This window comes from Devosia sp. 2618 (genome assembly GCF_040546815.1).
Lineage (GTDB): Bacteria > Pseudomonadota > Alphaproteobacteria > Rhizobiales > Devosiaceae > Devosia.
The window spans coordinates 3,696,140-3,716,611 of the sequence record NZ_JBEPOO010000001.1 but is presented as its reverse complement, the minus strand read 5'-3'; the positions used below and the strand labels follow the sequence as shown (position 1 = coordinate 3,716,611).

Here is a 20,472-nt window from a genome sequence, read left to right as displayed (position 1 = left end):
TGAGCGCCGGTTGTCGCAGAAAACGCCGACAGTTGGCCGACGCAGTAAAATTTGCGAACAGTCTCAAAGCGTAGACCGGCGGATGCCGGAGCATGGCAGGATTATTGGCCGCTCCTCTCGCCTCACGCTCGCAAAATCATTCTGTGGTTTTGATCTCGTGAGGCATTCCCAAACTGGTTTGGGGAGCTGCTTGTTGTCTTGCCCATGTTTCGTCTTTTGCCAGACGTAAACAGCGCCTGATTTTGAGCTTGGGCTGCACATGGGGTGCAGGGCCAGGTGCGGGTGCACCGAATGAGTTCGCGGGATGACCTACGCCCCTGCGTTACCGCTCAGTCGGCAGAATGGAAAGACGACACATGTCCACGATCAATTTTGACTACCACAAGGTCGAGCTCAACTGGGGCGGTCAGCCCCTCACGCTCGAGACCGGCAAGATGGCCCGCCAGGCCGATGGCGCAGTGCTCGCCACCCTGGGCGAAACCGTCCTGCTCGCCACTGTTGTTAGCGCCAAGTCGCCGAAGCCCGGCATCGACTTCTTCCCGCTGACCGTCAACTACCAGGAAAAGTACTTCGCTGCCGGCAAGATCCCAGGCGGCTACTTCAAGCGCGAAGGCCGTCCGACCGAGAACGAGACCCTGACGTCTCGCCTGATCGACCGTCCGATCCGCCCGCTGTTCCCTGAAGGCTACAAAAACGAGACCCAGGTGGTCATCACCGTTCTGCAGCACGACATGGAAAACAATCCGGACGTGCTGGCCATGGTCGCAGCCTCCGCTGCCCTGACCATTTCGGGCATTCCGTTCATGGGCCCAATCGGCGCTGCCCGCGTTGGTTATGTCGATGGCGAATATGTCCTGAACCTGCCAGTTGATCGTCGCAGCGAATCCAAGCTCGATCTCGTCATGGCCGGCACCGAAGACGCCGTTCTGATGGTGGAATCGGAAGCCAAGGAACTGAGCGAAGAGGTCATGCTCGGCGCTGTGATGTTTGGTCATGCCGAAAGCCGCAAGGTGATCCAGGCCATCATCAAGCTGGCCGAACTGGCCGCTAAGGATGCCCGCGATTACGAGCCTGAGGATCACTCGGCGCTCGAAGGCGAAATGCTCGCTTTCATCGAAGCTGACCTGCGCGCTGCCTACAAGAACACCGCCAAGGAAGCCCGTTACGCTGCCGTTGACGCAGCCAAGGCCAAGGTCAAGGCACAGTTCGCTGCCCAGATCGAAGCTGGCACCTACAGCAATGAAGAACTTGGCGCAGTGTTCAAGCACCTGCAGGCCAAGGTCGTTCGCTGGAACGTGCTCGACACTGGCCTCCGCATCGACGGCCGTGATCTCTCGACAGTTCGTCCGATCGTTTCGGAAGTCGGCGTTCTGCCCCGCACCCACGGTTCGGCCCTGTTCACCCGTGGTGAAACCCAGGCGCTGGTCGTTGCAACACTGGGCACCGGCGAAGACGAGCAGTACATCGACTCGCTCGAAGGCACCCACAAGCAGAACTTCCTGCTGCACTACAACTTCCCTCCATATTCGGTTGGTGAAGCTGGCCGCATGGGTTCACCCGGTCGTCGCGAAATCGGTCATGGCAAGCTCGCTTGGCGCGCCATCAACCCGATCCGTCCTTCGGTCGAAGAGTTCCCCTACACGATCCGTATCGTGTCCGAGATCACTGAATCGAACGGCTCTTCCTCGATGGCGACCGTCTGCGGCACTTCGCTCGCACTGATGGATGCCGGTGTGCCACTGGCACGTCCGGTTGCCGGTATCGCCATGGGCCTGATCCTTGAAGGCGAGAAGTTTGCTGTTCTCAGCGACATTCTCGGCGACGAAGATCACCTCGGCGACATGGACTTCAAGGTGGCCGGTACTGAAGCAGGCGTGACCTCGCTGCAGATGGACATCAAGATCGCTGGCATCACCGAGGAGATCATGAAGATCGCCCTCGAGCAGGCCAAGGGCGGCCGTATCCACATCCTGGGCGAAATGGCCAAGGCCATCACCTCGTCCCGTTCGGAAGTGGGCGAATTCGCTCCGCGCATCGAGACCATGAAGATCCCGACCGACAAGATCCGTGAAGTGATCGGCACCGGCGGCAAGGTGATCCGCGAGATCGTCGAAAAGACCGGCGCCAAGATCAACATCGAAGACGATGGCACGATCAAGATCGCATCTTCGGACGGTAGCCAGATTGAAGCGGCCATCAAGTGGATCCGCTCTATCACCGACGAAGCTGAAGTCGGCGCCATCTATCAGGGCACCGTCGTCAAGACCGCCGATTTCGGCGCGTTCGTGAACTTCTTCGGCGCCAAGGATGGCCTCGTGCACATCTCTCAGCTGGCCGAAGCCCGCGTTGCCAAGACCACCGATGTGGTCAAGGAAGGCGACAAGGTCTGGGTCAAGCTGCTTGGCTTTGACGAGCGCGGCAAGGTTCGCCTGTCCATGAAGGTTGTCGATCAGGCAACCGGCAAGGAAGTCGCCAAGGACGCAGAAGCTCCAGCCGCTGAATAAGCGCGAAGCGATCTGAGAAAATGAAAAGGCCCGGAGCAATCCGGGCCTTTTTGCTATTCAAAGAACATCGTGGCGATCATCAGGGCCACAAAGATCCCGGCCACCGTCAGATGCAGCCAGCGCCTGTTGAACAGCATCGCACCAACCAGCAGGCCCAGCAGCACCGCGTTGATGATCACATAACTGGGGTCAACCAGCAGGTCGTCCCAGCCCTCTTTCATCAGCGAATTGCCGATCCCCAGCACATAGCTCAGGATCAGCGAGCCGTAGAACCAGTGCCGCCGCGCGATCAAATACTCGTAGTGATTGCCGAAATCCTTGACCCCATCGGGCAGCAGCACCGCCGTCATGAACAGGAACGTGGCGCAATAGGCGACCTGGAACATGTAGAGCCAGAACGTCCACTCGACATTGTGAAAGCTAAGCGCCTCTTCCCACCAGAACACCATGATGGAGCCCAGGATGAACACGATCCACAGCCCATGCAGCCAATTTAGCTTGTAGCTGTGCGGCTGCTGCACGAATCGCGCCGCGCCACTGAGTAGATTACCCAGCGCGACGCCCAGAATGATGCCCGATACAAGCTGCACATAGAGAGGAATTTCTGAGGTATTCATGGTCGCCCCACCAAGGTTTCGGGGCGATATTGGCAGGCTCTGGAGACGGCTACTGTGACCGGCTTGCAACATTGGAAATTCATCACATTCTTGCGAGGAACCGGGATGTTTACCAGCCGTTTTCCAAGTGAGGCTTTCCTGCACTAGCGGACCTCCTGGCTGAGGCTTAGGCATTGGCCGCATTATTCGATTTGCGTCACCCGCATTTTAGGGATTTACCTTGCTCTCTCGCCGTTTGTTTATGATCGGTCTCCCCGCGGTCGCTCTGGCTGCCTGCTCCTCGACACGGACTCCCGTGGTCCAGGAGCCGCAAATCGACCCCTATTACCAGCGCATGTATGGCGCAGTGCTTGGCGAACCCTATCCGGTTCAGGCCATGGATCTGCGTCGCGTTGATCCGCAGTGGTGGCGCCAGGAAGTGCCCTACGCAACGACCGAGCGTCCCGGCACCATCGTTGTCGATACGCCCGCTCGTTTCCTCTATCTCGTGCTCGAAGGCGGCCGTGCGCTGCGCTACGGCATCGGCGTCGGCAAGAACGAATCGCTGGTGTTCCGTGGCACGGCCACCATCGGTCGCAAGGCTGAATGGCCACGTTGGACGCCAACCAAGTCGATGATTGCTCGCGAGCCGGATCGTTATGGTCCCTACGCAGGCGGTCTGCCTGGTGGCGAGACCAACCCGCTTGGTCCGCGCGCGCTGTACCTTTACAAGAACGGCGCCGATACGCTGTTCCGCCTGCACGGTACGACCGAGCCTTACACCATCGGCACCAACGTTTCCTCGGGCTGTATCCGCCTGATGAACCAGGACATCATTGATCTCTATGCGCGCGTGCCGGTTGGCGCTCGTGTCGTGGTGATCAACTAAGGAACCGGTGCCGGGCCAATGCCGCGGCAGTGGGACGCCTTGTTTCGGAATCCGTAGTCACCGAAACAAAGTTTTCTGCTGCCGCGACACTGGTCCGGCCGCCAAATTGAAAAGCCCGCTCATCGAGCGGGCTTTTTTATTGCGCCGCCAACAGCGCCTGTAGGGATTTATCGGCCCGGCTGACCCTCGCCGCATCGGCTGGAATGGCGGACAGGGCGTATTCGACGAAGTCCCGTCGCGCCTCGGTCGTTGAGAACGCCGAATAGGGCAGCACCAGCGCGATAGCGCCGCTCATGAAGGCCAAGGCAGTTGTTGTGCCATAAATGGCCTCCACGCCGCTCCAGCGCAGCTGGAAGTCGATGTCGCCGTCTGCCCACCGCATCCCCTCCGCACCGCTCGTAAACTGCATCGGCCCTGCCTTGCGGGCCGTCTGGATGATCGCCGCCGACTGACGCAGCATCCAAGGTTGCAAAATTTTGGCATAGAGCAGGGCCGTCAGAGCCAGCACAGCCACCATGCCAATCCAGTTGGGAACAGCAGGCACGGCGCGCCGCAGGGCGATATCAGCCAGGACTGCCAAAGCTGCGCCGACAGCAACAAGGCTAAAGGCGATCGCACTGAATTTGACGCGTGCACCTGCAGGGTATCGGCGCGTGCGTAAATGGGTGCTGGCCGCCATCAGGTCGTTGAAATCTGGAACGTAACGGAGTTCGACGTCGGGGGAGGTGGTGATCGTCAACAGCTCAACTCGCTCGGATTGCGGGAGCGATCAGGTTAGCAGCATCTTTGCGCATAAAAAAAGCCACCGGGCCGGTTTGGCGCGGTGGCTTTGATTTGAGCTTGGTGAGGCCTACAGCGAGCGCTGGACGGTCTCGACGCGGAAGCATTCGATGACGTCGTTGGCGCGGATGTCTTCGTAGTTTTCGAAGGCCATGCCGCATTCCTGGCCGGTCTGCACTTCCTTGACTTCGTCCTTGAAGCGCTTGAGCGTCTTGAGCTTGCCTTCGTGGATAACCACGTTGTCGCGCAGCAGACGGACGCCCGCACCACGTTCCACGATGCCTTCGGTAACACGGCAACCGGCAACCTTGCCGACCTTGGTGATCTGGAAGACTTCGAGGATCTGTGCGTAACCGATGAAGGTTTCGCGACGTTCTGGCTTGAGCAGGCCGCTCATGGCGTTCTTCACGTCATCCACGAGATCGTAGATGATGTTGTAGTAGCGGATTTCGATACCGTCGCGGGTCGCGAGATCGCTGGCCTGCTTGTTGGCACGAACGTTAAAGCCGATGACGATGGCGTTCGATGCCGAAGCCAGGGTCACGTCGCTTTCGGTGATACCACCCACGCCGCTCATCAGGATCTGCGCCGACACTTCGTCGGTCGAGAGCTTGTTGAGCGAAGCAACGATCGCTTCGACTGAACCCTGCACGTCGCCCTTGATGATCAGCGGGAACTTGGAGATGCCGGCGATCTTGAGCTGATTCATCATCTGCTCAAGGCTCGTTGCACCACCACCAGCCGTCTTTTCACGGATGGCGCGCTGACGATATTCGGTGACTTCACGAGCACGCGCTTCGGTTTCGACGACCGAGAAGCGGTCGCCCGCATTTGGCACGCCGGTAAAGCCGAGCACTTCGACAGGAACCGATGGACCGGCTTCCTTGACCTGATCGCCCTTGTCGTTGATCAGGGCACGAACGCGGGCAAACTCGGTACCAGCGACGAGAATGTCGCCGATGGCCAGAGTGCCGCGCTGCACCAGAACCGTTGCCACGGCGCCACGACCACGATCAAGCTTGGCTTCGATGACCAGACCTTCGGCGCGGCCATCACGGGCCACCTTGAGTTCGAGCACTTCGGCCTGCAGCAGGATGGTTTCGAGCAGCTTGTCGAGGCCTTCGCCGGTCTTGGCGGAGACTTCCACGTCGAGCACGTCGCCGCCCATGGTTTCCACGAACACTTCATGCTGCAGCAGTTCGGTACGCACCTTCTGCGGATCGGCAGATGGCTTGTCCATCTTGGTGATGGCCACGATGATCGGAACACCAGCAGCCTTGGCATGCTTGATGGATTCGATCGTCTGCGGCATCACGCTGTCGTCTGCCGCCACCACGAGGATGGCGATATCGGTTGCCTGGGCACCGCGAGCACGCATGGCGGTGAACGCCTCGTGGCCTGGGGTGTCCAGGAACGTGATCTTGGCGCCGTTGCGCTCCACCTGGTACGCGCCGATATGCTGAGTGATGCCACCGGCTTCGCTCGACACGACGTTTGCATTGCGGATGGCGTCCAGCAGCGAGGTCTTGCCGTGGTCGACGTGACCCATGATGGTCACGACTGGCGCACGATCGGTCAGATCCTCGGCCTTATCGTCCGATGCGATATCGAACAGGCCTTCTTCAACGTCAGCTTCCGAAACGCGCTTGACCGTATGGCCAAGCTCGGTTGCGATCAGCTCTGCGGTGTCCGCATCAAGGACGTCGTTGATGGTTGCCATCGTGCCCTGCGCCATCAGCATCTTGATGACGGTCACGGAACGCTCGGCCATACGGTTGGCCAGTTCGGCAACCGTGATGGCTTCTGGAATCACGACTTCGCGGCTGAGCTTTGGCGCATCCTGCTGGTTGCGGCCCATCTTCTTGTCGCGACGACGACGCATGGCGGCAAGGGATGGACCCTTATCGCGATCGTTTTCGGTGGTTGCGCTGGAAACCGTCAGGCGGCCACGGGCATTGGCGTCGTTCGGGCCACGGCGCGTTGGACGTTCTGGCGTTGCACGCGAGGCACGACGGGCGTTCTCGAGTTCAGCTTCCGTGGTCGGACGAACCGAAGGCGAACCGGTACGGATCTTGCGACCGTCGGCTTCGTTTGGACCTGCGGGTGGCACATTGCCAATCGGCGCCATGCCGGCACCAGCCGGACGACGATCGCCAGCTGGACGGCCAGCCGTACCCGAAGGACGGGCACCGGGCGCTGCGCCTGGACGAGCACCGGCCGCGGCGCCGGGCTTGATCAGGGCATTGGCGCCGCGTTCGCTTTCCGGACGCGTATTGCCGCTTGGGCGGTCACCTGCCGGACGAACCGGACGGGGTGGCTGGCCAGGACGGCCGGCAACGACGCGAACGCTGGACGGGCCAGGGTTGCGCTGCGATGCAGGCGTAAAGGCAGCCTGAGGTTCTGCCGCTGGAGCAGCGCTCGCCTCTGCGGCTGGAGCTGCAGGCACAGCGGCAGCTTCAGTTGGGGCAGGGGCAGCTGGTTCTGCAACCACTGGTTCGGGTGCTGGCGCTTCGGCCTGACGACGCGCTTCTTCAGCGCGCTCGGCTTCTTCGCGCACCTGACGGCGGCGGTTGTCTTCCTCGACGCGGCGAGCTTCCTCGGCGGCAAAGCGTTCCTGATCTTCGGCAGCGCGCGCGCCGGCCAGAGCAAGTGCATTGCGGCGGGCTTCGGCTTCTGCAGCCGAAAGGCCCAGCGGTGCACGCTGCTGCTGTGGCGGACGACCGCCAGCAGGACGCTGGTTCTGCGATGGGCTCGCGCTCGGCTGAGGCCGATGCGGCGCACTTGGCGCGTTGGGCTTGGGCACCAGGCGCGTGCGCTTTTCGACGACCACAGTTGATCGCGAAGGTCCACGCGACATGCCCGGACGGTTGCCCAGGCCTGGGCCGCCCTTCAATGTCAGCGTCTTCTTCGCGCCAGTGTCATCGGTGCGCTTGTCGTCGTTATCAGCCATGTATCTCGCGTCTTTCGTCGGTGGCCTCGGGCAAAAGGTCACCGTCAACCGCTGCGCGGTCGGTGTCCTTTTCCGTCGGTTTAGCAATAAAAAGGGCCAGTCTACGGGCCTTTTCGACTGCTGCTTGGGCTGCCGCCCCTCTCGTTAGGGCAGCATGTATCACATTTTCCATGCCGAGTGCCAAACCCATTTGCTCTGAGGAGAGCAATTCGAAATGGGGCACGTCAAAGTCTTCGATTTCCTCTTCCGCCGCAGCGTAATGCAGGGCCTTGAGGGGCCCCACCATCTTGCTGCGTCCGTCTTCAGCCGCATCGGTGGCGGTAATCAGCGCAATCAGCGCGCCGGTATCGATCAGGCCGCGCACCTTGGTGGCACCAAATGTGAGTTGTCCGGCCTTGCGGGCCATGCCCAGCGCACTGAGATAGCGCTGTTCGAGCCGCAGCTGGGTCAGGCCAGGCAGATCGTCCGGCAGCTTCACCTCCGTCTTGAGGCTCCGCGCAAAGACCTTTTTCTTGACCGCCTCAGCCACGAGATCGCGGTTGAGGCTGAGCCAGACGCCACGGCCCTCGGCCTTGGCATCCGTATCGGGAACCAGCACGTCGTCTGGTCCAAGCACAAAACGGATCAGCTCTGCCACGGGCTTTTCAGCCCGTGTCAGTGCGCACATCCTGCTCGTTTCTTCGCGCCGGGCCATCTGGTCCCTCGCTCCGAAACGGCCTAAGCCGTTGCCTCGTCGGATGCGAATTCTGCATCTTCGACAGGCGGCGCGTCTTCCTCGTTAATCCAGCCAGCCTTGATGCGGGCCTGAAGGATCATGTCTTCGGCTTCTTCGCGCGAGATTGGGAAATCCTTGAAAGTCCCTTCAAAGCGCTTGGTTTCGCCATCCTTGCGTTCGCTCCAGCCGATCAGATCGTCGGCAGCGCAACCGGCAAAGTCTTCGATCGTCTTGACGTCATCCTTGCCCAGCGCAACCAGCATGGCAGCGGTGAGGCCCGGGATTTCGTAAAGCTCGTCCTCAACGCCAAGCGCCTTGCGCTCTTCGTCATGGGCACGATCAATGGCCGCCAGGTATTCGGTGGCGCGGTTCTGGATTTCGCTGGCGGTTTCTTCGTCGAAGCCGTCGATGGAAGCGATTTCGTTCGCGTCGATATAGGCAAGTTCCTCGACCGAGGAGAAGCCTTCCGAAGCCAATAGTTGGGCAACCATCTCGTCCACGTCAAGGGCAGCCATGAAGAGGCTGGACCGTTCGGTGAATTCCTTCTGGCGGCGTTCGCTTTCTTCCTGCTCGGTGAGGATGTCGATATCCCAACCGATCAGCTGGCTTGCCAGACGCACGTTCTGGCCACGACGGCCAATGGCCAGCGACAGCTGCTCGTCTGGAACCACGACTTCAATGCGCTCGGACTGTTCGTCGAGAACAACCTTGGCCACATCGGCCGGCTGCAGTGCCGAGACCACGAGGTCGGCAATGCTGTCGGTCCATGGAATGATGTCGATCTTTTCGCCCTGCAGTTCGCCAACGACGGCCTGCACACGGCTGCCGCGCATACCAACGCAGGCGCCCACTGGATCGATCGAGCTATCGGACGAGGTCACGGCGATCTTGGCGCGCGAACCTGGATCACGCGCGATCGAGCGGATGGTGATCACGCCGTCATAGATCTCGGGCACTTCCTGCATGAACAGCTTGGCCATGAACTGCGGATGGGTGCGGCTCAGGAAAATCTGCGGGCCACGCTGTTCGCGGCGCACGTCATAGACGTAAGCGCGGACGCGGTCGCCATAGCGGAACATTTCGCGTGGGATCAGCTCGTCGCGACGGATAATGGCTTCGCCACGACCCAGATCAACGATGACGTTGCCATATTCGACGCGCTTGACGCTGCCGTTGACGATTTCGCCGATGCGGTTGAAGTATTCGTCATACATGCGCTCGCGCTCGGCATCGCGCACTTTCTGCACGATAACCTGCTTGGCGGACTGCGCAGCAATACGACCAAATTCCATTGGCGGCAGAGGCTCGGTCAAGAAATCGCCGACCTTGGCTTCCGGCGACTTGATCTGGGCATGCTTGAGATCGATCTGGCGGCTGGTCTCTTCGACCTGCTCGACGATTTCAAGCAGACGCCACATCCGAGTTTCGCCCGAGCGTGGGTTGATCTCGACCTTGATCTCGGTCTCGGCGCCATAGCGACCCTTGGCAGCCTTTTCCATGGCGTCCTGCATCGCTTCAATCACAACCATACGGTCGATCGACTTTTCGCGGGCGACAGCGTCTGCGATCTGCAACAGCTCAAGGCGGTTCGCGCTAACGGCCATTTATTTGGTCTCCTCGGAGGATTCGTCGTCGTTGTCAGCTTCGGCGTATTCGACCGTTTCGGTCTCGTCGTCGTCGATGGGGTGGGCTTCCTGATCAAGCCGGGCCTTTTCCATCAAGGCGTCGGTCATCACCAGCTTTGCTTCGCCAATAGTGGCAAACAGCAGGCGATGGTCAGGATCGGTGCCGGTCGGGGCGTCGGGCAGGGTGATGGTCACCGCCTCGTCGTCCACGGACTTGATGAAACCGCGATAGCGCTTGCGGCCATTGATCATGTCGCTGAGTTCGATGCGGACATCGTGGCCAATATAGGCCGCAAAATCGCGCTTGCGCACCAGCGGCCGGTCGATGCCGGGGGAACTGACTTCAAGGTGATATTCGCGGTCGATCGGATCTTCCACGTCAAGCACCGGCGACAGGTCCTTGGACAGCGCCTCGCAATTGACGATGGTAAAGCGGCCGTGTTCGTCCTCGGCCATGATCTGCAGGGTCATGCCGTTTTCCTGGGTGATCTTCACCCGGACAAGTGCAAAGCCCAGACCATTGGCCACTGGTTCGACAATGGCAGAAACGCGGGCTTCTAAGCCCGTTTCCTTGATGTAGCGTTTTTCGGTGAGATCGAAGCTCATCGGTCCTTCGGGTAATAAAAAAGAGCGGGGCCGGGAGGCTCCCACTCTGCAAACTTGCTGAGATGTTGGCGTCTATATAACCCGCAATGGCTCAAGCCGCAAGGGTTGGGGTGCGGACTGTGCCACGCCCTCTTGGTTCGAGGGTCGCTACGTTCCCGCCTCACCATGAGGACTACTCTTAGTTCAATGTTCCATCAGCCCTCATGGTGAGGTGCGAGTTCTTCACGAGCCTCGAACCACGAGGGCGTGGCAGCAAACTTTACTTCTCCCACGTCACCGCCGACACATCCGCGCCCAGCGCTTCCAGCGACGTCCGCAAGTCTTTGACCATCGCATCGGGCCCACAGAGATAAAAATTCTGCCCGAAATCCGCGATATGTTCCTTGAGAAACCCGGTATCGATCCGCTCCTGCAACAGCTTGGACTTGGGATCGCCGGTCACCGTCCACAATGTCTCAAGCCCATCCATCGTCTCGAACTCATCGCGCAGGATGATATCCTTCTCTGTCTGGTTGGAGACGATCAGCCGATTTCCCTGAAGCCCGCCTTGCGCATTGAGGCTGCGCAGGATGGCAATGAACGGGGTGACGCCAGCGCCCCCGGCGATAAATGTCCCCACGCCCTTATACTGCATCGTGCCCCACACATCGCGCAGCAGCAGATAGTCACCGGCCTCGCAGCCCCATAGCGCGCTCGTGACGCCCGGATGATCGAGATAGCTCTTGATGGTGAACTCAAGCGTTGGCTCGTCGGGCAGCGAGGTGAAGGTAAAAGGGCGCTTCTCGTCACGCCATTGCGGCTTGTCGATGCTGATCTCGGTGGCCTGTCCGGGTGCAAAATGAAAATTCTTAGGTTTTTCGACGCGATAATGGCGCACATTGTGGGTCACCATTTCAGTCTTCAAAATCTGGACGCGAGTGGGCATGGCAGGCTCCTTTGCATCATCAAGTCAGCCTCGCGCGATTGGTTCCAGCGGTCGCAAAGCCACGTCGTTCCTGATCGTTACATCGATGATACGTAGTGGCGCCAGAGAAACCAGGGTTCCCCAGAAACCCTTGATTTCCATAACAAAACCGTCGCAACGAAGCCCCAGACTTCAAGAGCAGAAATGTACGAAATCGTCACTTGAGGCTTGGGCTGGTCGAGATCATCTCCCGTGTGTTCAAACGAAAGGAACACCAAAATGATCAAGACCACAGCTATCGCCCTTGTCGCCACCGTTGCTATGCTCGGCGTGACCGCCCCAACCTTTGCCGCTACCGGCATCTTTGGCGACGGAAACAATCAGGCTCAGGACTGGGTTGCAGACTCCATCGTCACCCAGCTGCGCCAGCAGGGCGTCAATGTCAGCTCGGTTGAAGAGTGGAATGGCCTCGTTCGCGCTTTTGTGACCCGCGATGACGGCACCCAGACCATGCAGTTCTTTACGCCAGGCACACTGCAGCCCGTTTCGCTGTAATTCAGCCTAACCACGGCGCCGCCGCTTTAGCGACGGCGCCCGTATCAAGGATGGACGAGCCGGATCACCGGCTCACCACCCGAGGCGTCGAACCGCTCGCGGGCCGCCAGAACCTCTTTGCCATTGCGCGCCGCAAACAGCAGCATGCCGTCGGCAAGCTTGAGCAGTTCCTGTCCAAGACCGGTCAATTCATAATCGACACGCGGCGGAATGGTGGCAAACATCGTCCGGGTCACGAACCCGTCCCGTTCCAGCTCGCGCAGGGTCACGGTCAGCGTCTTTTGCGAGATGCCATCAGCGACGCGCTTGAGTTCGCTGAAGCGCAGAGTGCCTGAACGCAGCAGCGTGATGACGGTGAGGGACCATTTCCCCGGTCGCACCATCAGCACATCGTTTTCGTGCTGCTTGGGCTTTGACGCTACGGACATGACTAACCTCGAAAAACTATCGCGAGTTAGGCATATGGGTCCCAAACATGGCCACACCAATGGCGTTTTGGCCGAAACTTCGAGCTATGCGTAAAACGCATTGTTCGCCGCAGCGCGCCAGTCAGCGCCGGATGAAGCTGAAATAAAAGCTGATCATACGGCCTTCGCGACGGGCCTTTTGCTCGTAGCGTGTGGCTTCCCAGCCTGGATAGGGCTTGTGCCAATCGCCCGGCTGTTCCGGATCGAAAATGAATTCGGGCGCCCGCACGATATGGGCCAGCGTCCAGTTCGCGTAGTCCTCGATATCGGTGGCGAAGTGAAACACCCCGCCCGGCCGGATCACCCGCGCCAACTGCGTCAGCGTCGTTGGCGACACGAAACGCCGCTTGTGGTGACGCGTCTTTGGCCAGGGATCGGGATAAAGCAGATAGACCTCGTCGAGCGAAGCGTCCGGCAGTTCGACGAGGAATTTGAGCGCATCATCGGTGAACAGCCGCACATTGCGCAGGTCCTGCTCGGCAATGGCCTGCACCATTTTGCCGATGCCGCCGGTAAACACTTCGCAGCCGATATAGCCGGTCTGCGGGTTGCGGCCCGCCTCAAGCGCCAGGTGCTCGCCGCCGCCATAGCCGATTTCCACGATGATCTTGTCGGCCTCGGGAAACAGCATCCGTGGGTCGAGCCGACCGCTCAGCTGGATCTCGAGCGCCGGCAGCGTCGCGTCAAACACCGCCTGCTGCCCGCCATGCAATTTCTTGCCGGAGCGCCGGCCAAAAAATGCGCGTTGCTCGCCGGAGCGGGTCTTGGGGTGCTGGTGTTCGGTCATGACGGTCTCTGCAATGATGCGGGCCGTATAGACCACAGTGTCATCCCCGCGAAAGCGGAAATGACACTGCCATCAAGCCAGACGTAACAGATTGAGCTTACTTCACCGCAGCCTTGAGGGCGGCGACGAGGTCGGTCTTTTCCCAGGAGAACGAGCCATCACGGCCCGCTTTGCGGCCAAAATGGCCATATGCCGAGGTCTTGGCATAGATGGGCTTGTTGAGATCGAGATGGGTGCGGATGCCACGCGGCGTCAAATCCATCACCTTGCTCAGCGCCTGTTCCACCACGGTTTCATCTACCGTGCCGGTGCCATGCAGGTCGACATAGATCGACAGCGGCTGCGCTACGCCAATGGCATAGCTGAGCTGGATGGTTGCGCGATCGGCAAGACCGGCCGCGACCACGTTCTTGGCCAGATAACGCGCGGCATAGGCTGCCGAGCGATCGACCTTGGTCGGATCCTTGCCCGAAAACGCGCCGCCACCATGGGGCGCTGCGCCACCATAGGTGTCGACAATGATCTTGCGACCGGTGAGGCCGGCATCGCCATCGGGGCCACCAACCACGAACTTGCCGGTTGGATTGACGTGCCAGACAGTCTGCGCGTCGATCCAGCCTGCTGGCAGGGATTCGCGGATATACGGCTCAACGATCTCGCGCACGTCGGCCGAGGTCAGGTTCTCATCCAGATGCTGGGTCGAGAGCACGATCTGGGTCACGCCGACGGGCTTGCCGTCCTCGTAACGCACAGTGACCTGGCTCTTGGCATCAGGGCCAAGCTTGCCGGCCGGACCATGATTGGCCTTGCGGGCAATGGTGAGGTTTTCCAAGATCTTGTGCGCGTAATAGATTGGCGCGGGCAGCAGTTCCGGGGTTTCGCGGCTGGCATAGCCAAACATGATGCCCTGATCGCCAGCGCCCACATCCTTATTGCCGGCTTCGTCAACGCCCTGTGCAATATCGGCCGACTGGCCATGCAGCAGCACGTCGATGCGGGCTGTCTTCCAGTGGAAGCCGGCCTGCTCGTAGCCAATGGCGCGGATCGCCTTGCGCGCAGCCGACTTGAACTTGGATGGGTTCACCACCGGATGGCCGGCGGCGTCCAGCAGGATCTCGCCTTCCTTGTCCTTCTTGAGAAGGGTTTCCGGCACGCGCACTTCACCCGCGATGATCACGCGATTGGTGGTCGCCAGCGTCTCGCAGGCGATGCGAACCTGCGATGGATCCATGCCGGTTTTCTTGGCTTCACGGAAAACCAGATCGACGATTTCGTCGGAAATCCGGTCGCAAACCTTGTCGGGATGACCTTCAGAAACCGATTCCGAGGTGAACAGATAGCTAGACCGGGCCACGAAAAATCCCCTGAATATGCAGAAAAAGGCTCAAAATGAGCAATTCTGCAGGGTTTGTGACATTGGGCGTCGTTCCGGTCAAGGCGGATATAAAGAAAGCTTGATATGTATGGTTACGAATTATGAGTACAGCTTACCCGTCGCCGCCCGCGGTCGGTGATCAATGCGTGCCATGCATGGCTGTCTCTCTCAATCAAATGATTGATTGGGTGATCGCGCGGGTGTAGATGGCGCAATGCCAAGGATTGCGCCGCTGCCATGACCATCGACACAAATTGCCCCAACAAACGCGAGAGCGGCGACGAGCGCCGCATTGCCATCGCCCAGGCGGCGCGCGCCATCATCGCCGAAAAAGGCCTTGAAGGCCTGCGCACCCGCGATATCGCGGCCCGGGTCGGCATTAATATCGCCACGCTGCACTATCACGTGCCTTCCAAGGAGGCGCTGGTCGCCCTGGTCGCCGAAAGCCTGCGCCATGATTTCAAGGCACAGGCTATGCGCCATCCGCGCGTCAAGCGCACGGCACTCGAAGAACTGCGGCTCGAATTCGCCGATTTTCGCGAAACCGTCCAAGATACACCCGAATTGATTATCGTTCTGACCGAGATGGTTGAGCGGGCCCGTCGAGATCCGGCGGTCGCCGATATCATGACCCCGCTCTACGATTTCTGGCGCCGACAGTTCGCCGAGATTTTTACCAACGGCATCGCCGACGGCTCGTTCCGAAGCGACCTCGACCCCGCCGCCGCTGCCCTCATCACCACCGGAGCGCTGTCTGACTACTGGCGCCAGTGGACCTCATTTCGCGTTTCGATCGACCACGTGATGGCCGAACTCGAGCGCGCTTTCATCGCACGACCAAATTCATCGCAAGGAAATTCCCATGTCTGATACTCACCAGTCCGGGGCGCCCGCCGCTCCCGATCCGCGCCGTTGGGTGGCGCTGTTTATTCTGCTCCTCGCCAATTTCATGAACCTGATCGACGTCACCATCGTCAACGTGGCGCTGCCATCGATGCGCGATGGTCTTGGCGCCACCGACACGCAGATCGAATGGGTCATTGCCGCCTATATTCTGGCTTTCGCGCTGGGCCTGCTGCCCTTCGGGCGGCTGGGCGACATCCTCGGCCGCACGACGCTGTTCCTTTGGGGCGTTGCAGGCTTCACGGTCGCTTCGGCGCTGTGCGGTCTTGCACCCAATATCGAATTCCTGATCGGCGCGCGCGTCATTCAGGGCTTGGCTGGCGCCATGATGACGCCGCAGGTGCTGGCCATCGCCACCGTTACCTTCCCACCCCATGAGCGCGGTCAGGCCTTCTCGCTGTTCGGTCTGTCGGCTGGTCTCGCCTCGGTCTGTGGCCCCATCGTTGGCGGCCTGCTGATCTCGGCAAACCTTTTTGGTCTGTCCTGGCAGCCGATATTTCTCGTCAACATTCCCTTCGGCATCGCGGCCGTTGTCGCTGGCTGGTTCCTCATTCCACGCCTGCCGGGTCATGCCGGCATCAAGAACGACTATGTCGGCATTGGCCTGTTCGGGCTTGGCATTCTGGCGGTGGTGTTCCCCATCGTTGAAGGCCGTGCCTATGGCTGGCCGGTCTGGACCTTTGCCATGATCGTTGCCGGTCTCGCTCTGCTGGTCGCCTTCGTGCTGTGGACCCGCAGCCGCGCCGCCATCGGCGCTCCGCAATTGCTGAACTTTGACCTGATCGCCAACCGTCAGTTCATGTTCGGCGCGCTGGTCGTCACCATCTTTGCCTCGGGCATTCCCGGCATGTTCATGGTCATTTCGCTGCTGCTGCAAGGTGGGTTCAATTTCACCCCGCTCGAATCGGGTCTGACCAACACCCCGTTCTCCGTGGGTGTACTGATCGCCTCGCTGATCGCCGGCCGCTTTGGCGCCCGTTATCTGCGCGCGCGCCTGTCAGTTGCAGGGGCCATGCTGGCCTTTGGTATCGGTTGGCTGCACTTCTACATCGCTGGCGTCACCGACAGCATCGACCACTGGGCCTTCCTGCCGCCGCTGCTGATTGCCGGCGTTGGTCTGGGTCTGGGCTTCTCGTCGTTGTTCCAGCTGGTGCTGGCCAATGTGCCGCAACGCGATGCCGGATCGGGCTCGGGCGCGCTGCAGGCGTTCCAGCAGGTTGGCGGTGCGCTCGGTGTCGCCATCATCGGCGAGCTGTTCTTCTCCAACCTCAGCACGGGCTTTGCCAACGGTGGTACGCCGCATGCAGCCTTCGCCGGCGCGTCGAGCCTTGCGCTGCTCTATGTGGTTGGCAGCTTTGCCCTCGTCATGCTGTTGGCGCCGTTCTTCAAACGGCCCAAGGCAGCGCCGGGCCATGGCGCCCCCGCCCAGCACACGATGGTCGAAGTTTGATCGACCAAATGAAAAGGCCGCCCATTGGGCGGCCTTTTTGATTCACTGAATTTTTTGAAGTTTTAGAACTTCCAGGCCAGACCAGCGCGGACAACCGCATTGCTTGGCTCGCTGGTGCCGCCATTGATGACGTCGTTGACGCCATAATGGGTCCAGGTCGCGTTCAGGCGGGCCATGATGTTTTCGGTGACCATCATATCGACGCCCAGACCCAGCTGGATGCCACCGGCGGTGAACACTGCGTCGTCCGACTTGTAGCCGGGCGACAGGTCGAAGCGGCCCCAGGAATAACCAACGGTCGCGTAAGCGAGCACGTTGTTGGCAACTGGATAGCCCAGCGTGGCGCGAACGGCAGCGTCCCACTTGAGGGCGCCATAGTTCTTGCCGCTGAATTCAAACTGGGTCGCGACATTGTTCAGTTCGGCATCGACGCCTAGCACGAACCAGTCGTTGAGCTGATAGCGGTAACCCGCGAAAATGCCGGCGCTGCCGCCAATGTCGCCGAGCAGCTGCTCAGGACCGGGCAGGACAGGGCTTGCTTCATGGCTCTTCATGCCAATCAGGCTGCCCTGTGCGCCGAGATAGAAGCCATCCCAAGCGGAGTAATTGGCCTGGTAGGACGAGCTGTTGACCATTGGCGCGATGATCTGCTGGGCCTGTGCCGACGCCACTGGAGCCGCAAAACCCACTGCAAGTGCAACGGCCGCCAATTTGATGTCAGTACGCATACTCTATCCCTCGGATCACAATGGCTAAAATTTGCCATGACTTGTTAGCATCGGGCTATGCCCAATAGGCCACACCCGTGTCAAATCGTGGTGTTGCGGCAAATTGGTTAGCGAACGATTAGCGTACCCGCGCCGAACTCGGTGAAAAGCTCCACCAGCACGACGTGTGGCATCTTGCCGTTGAGGATCACGACACCCTCCACGCCATTGTCTAGCGCTTCAAGGCAAGTTTCAACCTTGGGAATCATACCGCCCGAAATCGTGCCATCCGCGATCAGCTCCTTGGCTTCGCGCACGCTGAGCTCTGGGATGAGCTTGCCGTTACGGTCCAGCACACCGGGGACGTCGGTCAAAAACAGCAGGCGCTTGGCGCCGAGCGAGCCGGCAATCGCGCCAGCAAAGGTGTCGGCGTTGATGTTGTAGGTATTGCCGTCGCGGCCCGGCGCGACCGGAGCGATCACCGGAATCATTTCTGAACGCGCCAGCAAGTCGAGCAGCGTGCGGTCGACTTCGACCGGTTCGCCGACAAAACCCAGATCGAGCACTTTTTCGATATTGGAGGTCGGGTCCTTGACGGTTTTCACGGCCTTTTGGGCAAAAACCATGTTGCCGTCCTTGCCGCACAGGCCAATGGCCCATTCGCCTTCGGCATTGATCAGCGCCACGATTTCCTTGTTGATCGAGCCGGCCAGGACCATCTCGACCACTTCCATGGTCCGCGCATCGGTGACCCGCAGGCCGCCCTCGAACTTGGATTCGATGCCAAGCTTGGCCAGCATGGACGCAATCTGCGGCCCGCCGCCATGCACCACGATCGGATTGACCTTGGATTGCTTGAGCAGCGCGATATCGCGTGCAAAGGCCTGGCCAAGCTGGGCGTCGCCCATGGCATGGCCGCCATATTTCACCACGACGGTCTTGCCCTCGTAGCGCTGCATATAGGGGAGCGCCTGCGCAAGAATCCCTGCGTCGTGGCTGAACCGGTCGGTCGAAGAAGTCTGATCAGTCATGGACGGACCCATTCTGTTGGCAAGCAGGTAGAAAGACCGAAACGGGTCTAGAGCATCAATGCGGAAAGGAAAAGACGCTTCTGCGGCAATTGCGCATTGATCCATTTCCTATTGTGTTGCGTTGTGTGATCGTCGCGATCGCACCAACTGAGGCGAGGGTGCGGCATCCGGGGGGAGGCGCGCTAGTTTTATGTCCACCACACAGACGACACCGTCACAGGAGATCGCCGATCTGATCTCGCGATGTGCGCTTCGTGACCGCGCCGCATTCCGAACGCTCTACGAACGCACCAGCGCGAAACTCTTTGGCGTGACCTTGCGTATCTTGAGAGATCGTTCGGAGGCCGAAGAGGCCATTCAGGAAGTCTATGTGAAGATCTGGCAGCGTTCAGATCGATATGTGGCAGGCAATACCAGCCCGATTAGCTGGCTGGTCGCCGTGGCGCGCAATCACTCACTCGACATCCTGAGGGCCCGTCGTCCGGTTTCCGACGATATCGATGTGGCGCTCGAAATTCCCGATGCTGGCCCCTCCCCGGAGCGGGCTGCCCAGGATAGCGAGGAAAAAGGCCAGATCGAGAAATGTCTCGGCACGCTCGAACCCGATCGTGCCGACGCGGTGCGCGGTGCCTACCTCGATGGCTATAGCTACGAGGAACTGGCGAGCCGCTATGCCGTGCCCCTCAATACGATGCGGACCTGGCTACGCCGGAGCCTCATCAAGCTGAAAGAGTGTCTGACCGCATGAGCACGATCGATGACATCGGCGAAGACTTTGAAGGGCGCAACGCCCTCGTGGCCGAGTATGTCCTCGGACTGCTTTCGGTCAACGAACACGAACGCATCGGTCGCCTGGTTGAGGACGATCAGGCCTTGCGTGCTGAACGCGATTTCTGGGTGTCGCGCTTTGCGGCCCTCAATGCTGAATTTGAAGAAACCCCGGTTCCCGGCCATCTCTATGCGGCCATCGAGGCGCGCGCCTTTGGCGATGTGCTGAAGTCGCGGACGACGACCTCGTTCTGGGAGAGCCTGATGGTGTGGCGCGGCATTGCCGCCGGTGCGCTGGCGGTGGCGATCGCTGCCGTGGGCTTTAACGTCATGCAGCCCGCGCCCGATGTCGGTGCGCTCACCACCCAGCTGGTGGCCGCGCTCGAAGAACAGGGCAGCAACGTCAAATTCGTCGCACTCTATGATGGCGCTGGCAATGTCCGCCTGACCGCTCTGTCGGGCGAAGCAGTGCCGCAGAAGGACTTCGAACTTTGGGCCATCCAGGGTGACAATGCGCCTGTCTCGATGGGCGTCATTCCGGTCAATCAGCGCAGCGAAGTCAAAATTTCGCCTGAGGTGATGGCAGGCTGGGGTGAGGGCTCGGTTCTGGCCATTACGCTCGAACAGGCTGGCGGTTCGCCCGATGGCACGCCGCATGGCCCAATCGTCGCCAAGGGTGCCGTTACGGAGATCTGACGGCGTTAGATCACTGTAATCGCAAGAATTTATCTAAAAATGCAAAGTTATGCCGTCGACCTTCCAAGGTCGGCGGCAATTCTGCATAAATAATTGTTCCGATACGATTTTTGCGTGTTCTGAAAATATATCGGAATAAAATCCGTTATTTTTGACATCACCTG

Annotated in this window: 19 protein-coding genes; 7 read left to right on the top strand and 12 right to left on the bottom strand. The window is 60.0% G+C overall.

Annotated elements, in window-relative coordinates; all coding sequences use genetic code 11:
- The first annotated feature begins 356 nt into the window (after positions 1-356).
- Positions 357-2,504, top strand: a complete 2,148-nt coding sequence (gene pnp, locus ABIE28_RS18330; RefSeq protein ID WP_354065434.1) for a polyribonucleotide nucleotidyltransferase — start codon at positions 357-359, stop codon at positions 2,502-2,504.
- Between the two features lie 53 nt (positions 2,505-2,557).
- On the opposite strand, the gene ABIE28_RS18325 is transcribed toward pnp, so the two are convergent.
- Positions 2,558-3,121, bottom strand: a complete 564-nt coding sequence (locus ABIE28_RS18325; RefSeq protein ID WP_354065432.1) for a hypothetical protein — start codon at positions 3,119-3,121, stop codon at positions 2,558-2,560.
- A gap of 241 nt (positions 3,122-3,362) precedes the next feature.
- Between ABIE28_RS18325 and ABIE28_RS18320 the strand changes: the two genes are divergently transcribed.
- Positions 3,363-3,989 carry a L,D-transpeptidase gene (locus ABIE28_RS18320; RefSeq protein WP_354065430.1) on the top strand — a complete coding sequence of 209 codons (627 nt, stop codon included), beginning with the start codon at positions 3,363-3,365 and terminating at the stop codon, positions 3,987-3,989.
- 136 nt (positions 3,990-4,125) lie between these two features.
- Here ABIE28_RS18320 and ABIE28_RS18315 read toward each other — a convergent pair whose 3' ends face one another.
- The 6 genes from ABIE28_RS18315 to ABIE28_RS18290 form a co-directional block, all read right to left on the bottom strand.
- Positions 4,126-4,728: a YcxB family protein gene (locus ABIE28_RS18315; protein ID WP_354065428.1), complete on the bottom strand. Its 603-nt coding sequence runs from the start codon at positions 4,726-4,728 to the stop codon at positions 4,126-4,128.
- A gap of 111 nt (positions 4,729-4,839) precedes the next feature.
- Positions 4,840-7,719, bottom strand: a complete 2,880-nt coding sequence (infB, locus tag ABIE28_RS18310) for a translation initiation factor IF-2 (RefSeq protein ID WP_354065426.1) — start codon at positions 7,717-7,719, stop codon at positions 4,840-4,842.
- Entirely contained in the window at positions 7,712-8,413 is a 702-nt protein-coding gene (locus tag ABIE28_RS18305; protein WP_354065424.1) for an RNA-binding protein, read from the bottom strand. Before ABIE28_RS18305 ends, infB begins: the two co-directional genes overlap by 8 nt.
- Positions 8,414-8,436: 23 nt before the next feature.
- Complete coding sequence (gene nusA, locus ABIE28_RS18300; protein WP_354065422.1) at positions 8,437-10,038, bottom strand: transcription termination factor NusA; 1,602 nt, start codon at positions 10,036-10,038, stop codon at positions 8,437-8,439.
- Positions 10,039-10,665 (bottom strand): ribosome maturation factor RimP, encoded by a 627-nt coding sequence (rimP, locus tag ABIE28_RS18295; protein ID WP_354065420.1) that lies wholly within the window; start codon positions 10,663-10,665, stop codon positions 10,039-10,041. It abuts the gene before it with no gap.
- A 259-nt stretch (positions 10,666-10,924) separates the two neighbouring features.
- Complete coding sequence (locus tag ABIE28_RS18290) at positions 10,925-11,590, bottom strand: FAD-binding oxidoreductase (protein WP_354065418.1); 666 nt, start codon at positions 11,588-11,590, stop codon at positions 10,925-10,927.
- Positions 11,591-11,848: 258 nt separating this feature from the next.
- Between ABIE28_RS18290 and ABIE28_RS18285 the strand changes: the two genes are divergently transcribed.
- Complete coding sequence (locus ABIE28_RS18285) at positions 11,849-12,124, top strand: hypothetical protein (protein WP_354065416.1); 276 nt, start codon at positions 11,849-11,851, stop codon at positions 12,122-12,124.
- 44 nt (positions 12,125-12,168) lie between these two features.
- Here the strand turns inward: ABIE28_RS18285 and ABIE28_RS18280 are convergent, their stop codons facing one another.
- The 3 genes from ABIE28_RS18280 to metK all read right to left on the bottom strand — a co-directional run bounded on the left by ABIE28_RS18280 (position 12,169) and on the right by metK (position 14,732).
- Positions 12,169-12,552: a winged helix-turn-helix transcriptional regulator gene (locus tag ABIE28_RS18280; RefSeq protein WP_354065414.1), complete on the bottom strand. Its 384-nt coding sequence runs from the start codon at positions 12,550-12,552 to the stop codon at positions 12,169-12,171.
- Positions 12,553-12,673: 121 nt separating this feature from the next.
- On the bottom strand, positions 12,674-13,414 hold the full coding sequence (gene trmB / locus ABIE28_RS18275) for a tRNA (guanosine(46)-N7)-methyltransferase TrmB (RefSeq protein WP_354065412.1): 741 nt from the start codon (positions 13,412-13,414) through the stop codon (positions 12,674-12,676).
- 61 nt (positions 13,415-13,475) lie between these two features.
- Positions 13,476-14,732, bottom strand: a complete 1,257-nt coding sequence (gene metK, locus ABIE28_RS18270; protein ID WP_354065410.1) for a methionine adenosyltransferase — start codon at positions 14,730-14,732, stop codon at positions 13,476-13,478.
- A gap of 258 nt (positions 14,733-14,990) precedes the next feature.
- On the opposite strand from metK, the gene ABIE28_RS18265 reads away from it, so the two are divergent.
- Positions 14,991-15,623, top strand: a complete 633-nt coding sequence (locus tag ABIE28_RS18265; RefSeq protein ID WP_354065409.1) for a TetR/AcrR family transcriptional regulator — start codon at positions 14,991-14,993, stop codon at positions 15,621-15,623.
- Positions 15,616-17,106: a DHA2 family efflux MFS transporter permease subunit gene (locus ABIE28_RS18260; protein ID WP_354065407.1), complete on the top strand. Its 1,491-nt coding sequence runs from the start codon at positions 15,616-15,618 to the stop codon at positions 17,104-17,106. Before ABIE28_RS18265 ends, ABIE28_RS18260 begins: the two co-directional genes overlap by 8 nt.
- 62 nt (positions 17,107-17,168) lie before the next feature.
- Here ABIE28_RS18260 and ABIE28_RS18255 read toward each other — a convergent pair whose 3' ends face one another.
- Positions 17,169-17,834 (bottom strand): outer membrane protein, encoded by a 666-nt coding sequence (locus ABIE28_RS18255; RefSeq protein WP_354065405.1) that lies wholly within the window; start codon positions 17,832-17,834, stop codon positions 17,169-17,171.
- A 107-nt stretch (positions 17,835-17,941) separates the two neighbouring features.
- Positions 17,942-18,844, bottom strand: a complete 903-nt coding sequence (argB, locus tag ABIE28_RS18250) for an acetylglutamate kinase (protein WP_354065403.1) — start codon at positions 18,842-18,844, stop codon at positions 17,942-17,944.
- Between the two features lie 190 nt (positions 18,845-19,034).
- On the opposite strand from argB, the gene ABIE28_RS18245 reads away from it, so the two are divergent.
- Positions 19,035-19,592, top strand: a complete 558-nt coding sequence (locus tag ABIE28_RS18245) for a sigma-70 family RNA polymerase sigma factor (protein ID WP_354065401.1) — start codon at positions 19,035-19,037, stop codon at positions 19,590-19,592.
- On the top strand, positions 19,589-20,308 hold the full coding sequence (locus tag ABIE28_RS18240) for an anti-sigma factor (RefSeq protein ID WP_354065399.1): 720 nt from the start codon (positions 19,589-19,591) through the stop codon (positions 20,306-20,308). Before ABIE28_RS18245 ends, ABIE28_RS18240 begins: the two co-directional genes overlap by 4 nt.
- Positions 20,309-20,472 lie beyond the last annotated feature (164 nt).

What these genes read in the sequence shown, in the direction of transcription:
- ABIE28_RS18265 (WP_354065409.1), top strand. Translation starts at nt 14,991, where the DNA reads ATGACCATCGACACAAATTGCCCCAACAAACGCGAGAGCGGCGACGAG.
- ABIE28_RS18255 (WP_354065405.1), bottom strand. Translation starts at nt 17,834, where the DNA reads ATGCGTACTGACATCAAATTGGCGGCCGTTGCACTTGCAGTGGGTTTT.
- ABIE28_RS18320 (WP_354065430.1), top strand. Translation starts at nt 3,363, where the DNA reads ATGATCGGTCTCCCCGCGGTCGCTCTGGCTGCCTGCTCCTCGACACGG.
- ABIE28_RS18240 (WP_354065399.1), top strand. Translation starts at nt 19,589, where the DNA reads ATGAGCACGATCGATGACATCGGCGAAGACTTTGAAGGGCGCAACGCC.
- ABIE28_RS18245 (WP_354065401.1), top strand. Translation starts at nt 19,035, where the DNA reads ATGTCCACCACACAGACGACACCGTCACAGGAGATCGCCGATCTGATC.
- nusA (WP_354065422.1), bottom strand. Translation starts at nt 10,038, where the DNA reads ATGGCCGTTAGCGCGAACCGCCTTGAGCTGTTGCAGATCGCAGACGCT.
- ABIE28_RS18290 (WP_354065418.1), bottom strand. Translation starts at nt 11,590, where the DNA reads ATGCCCACTCGCGTCCAGATTTTGAAGACTGAAATGGTGACCCACAAT.
- infB (WP_354065426.1), bottom strand. Translation starts at nt 7,719, where the DNA reads ATGGCTGATAACGACGACAAGCGCACCGATGACACTGGCGCGAAGAAG.
- ABIE28_RS18305 (WP_354065424.1), bottom strand. Translation starts at nt 8,413, where the DNA reads ATGGCCCGGCGCGAAGAAACGAGCAGGATGTGCGCACTGACACGGGCT.
- pnp (WP_354065434.1), top strand. Translation starts at nt 357, where the DNA reads ATGTCCACGATCAATTTTGACTACCACAAGGTCGAGCTCAACTGGGGC.
- argB (WP_354065403.1), bottom strand. Translation starts at nt 18,844, where the DNA reads ATGACTGATCAGACTTCTTCGACCGACCGGTTCAGCCACGACGCAGGG.
- rimP (WP_354065420.1), bottom strand. Translation starts at nt 10,665, where the DNA reads ATGAGCTTCGATCTCACCGAAAAACGCTACATCAAGGAAACGGGCTTA.
- ABIE28_RS18285 (WP_354065416.1), top strand. Translation starts at nt 11,849, where the DNA reads ATGATCAAGACCACAGCTATCGCCCTTGTCGCCACCGTTGCTATGCTC.
- ABIE28_RS18260 (WP_354065407.1), top strand. Translation starts at nt 15,616, where the DNA reads ATGTCTGATACTCACCAGTCCGGGGCGCCCGCCGCTCCCGATCCGCGC.
- ABIE28_RS18280 (WP_354065414.1), bottom strand. Translation starts at nt 12,552, where the DNA reads ATGTCCGTAGCGTCAAAGCCCAAGCAGCACGAAAACGATGTGCTGATG.
- ABIE28_RS18325 (WP_354065432.1), bottom strand. Translation starts at nt 3,121, where the DNA reads ATGAATACCTCAGAAATTCCTCTCTATGTGCAGCTTGTATCGGGCATC.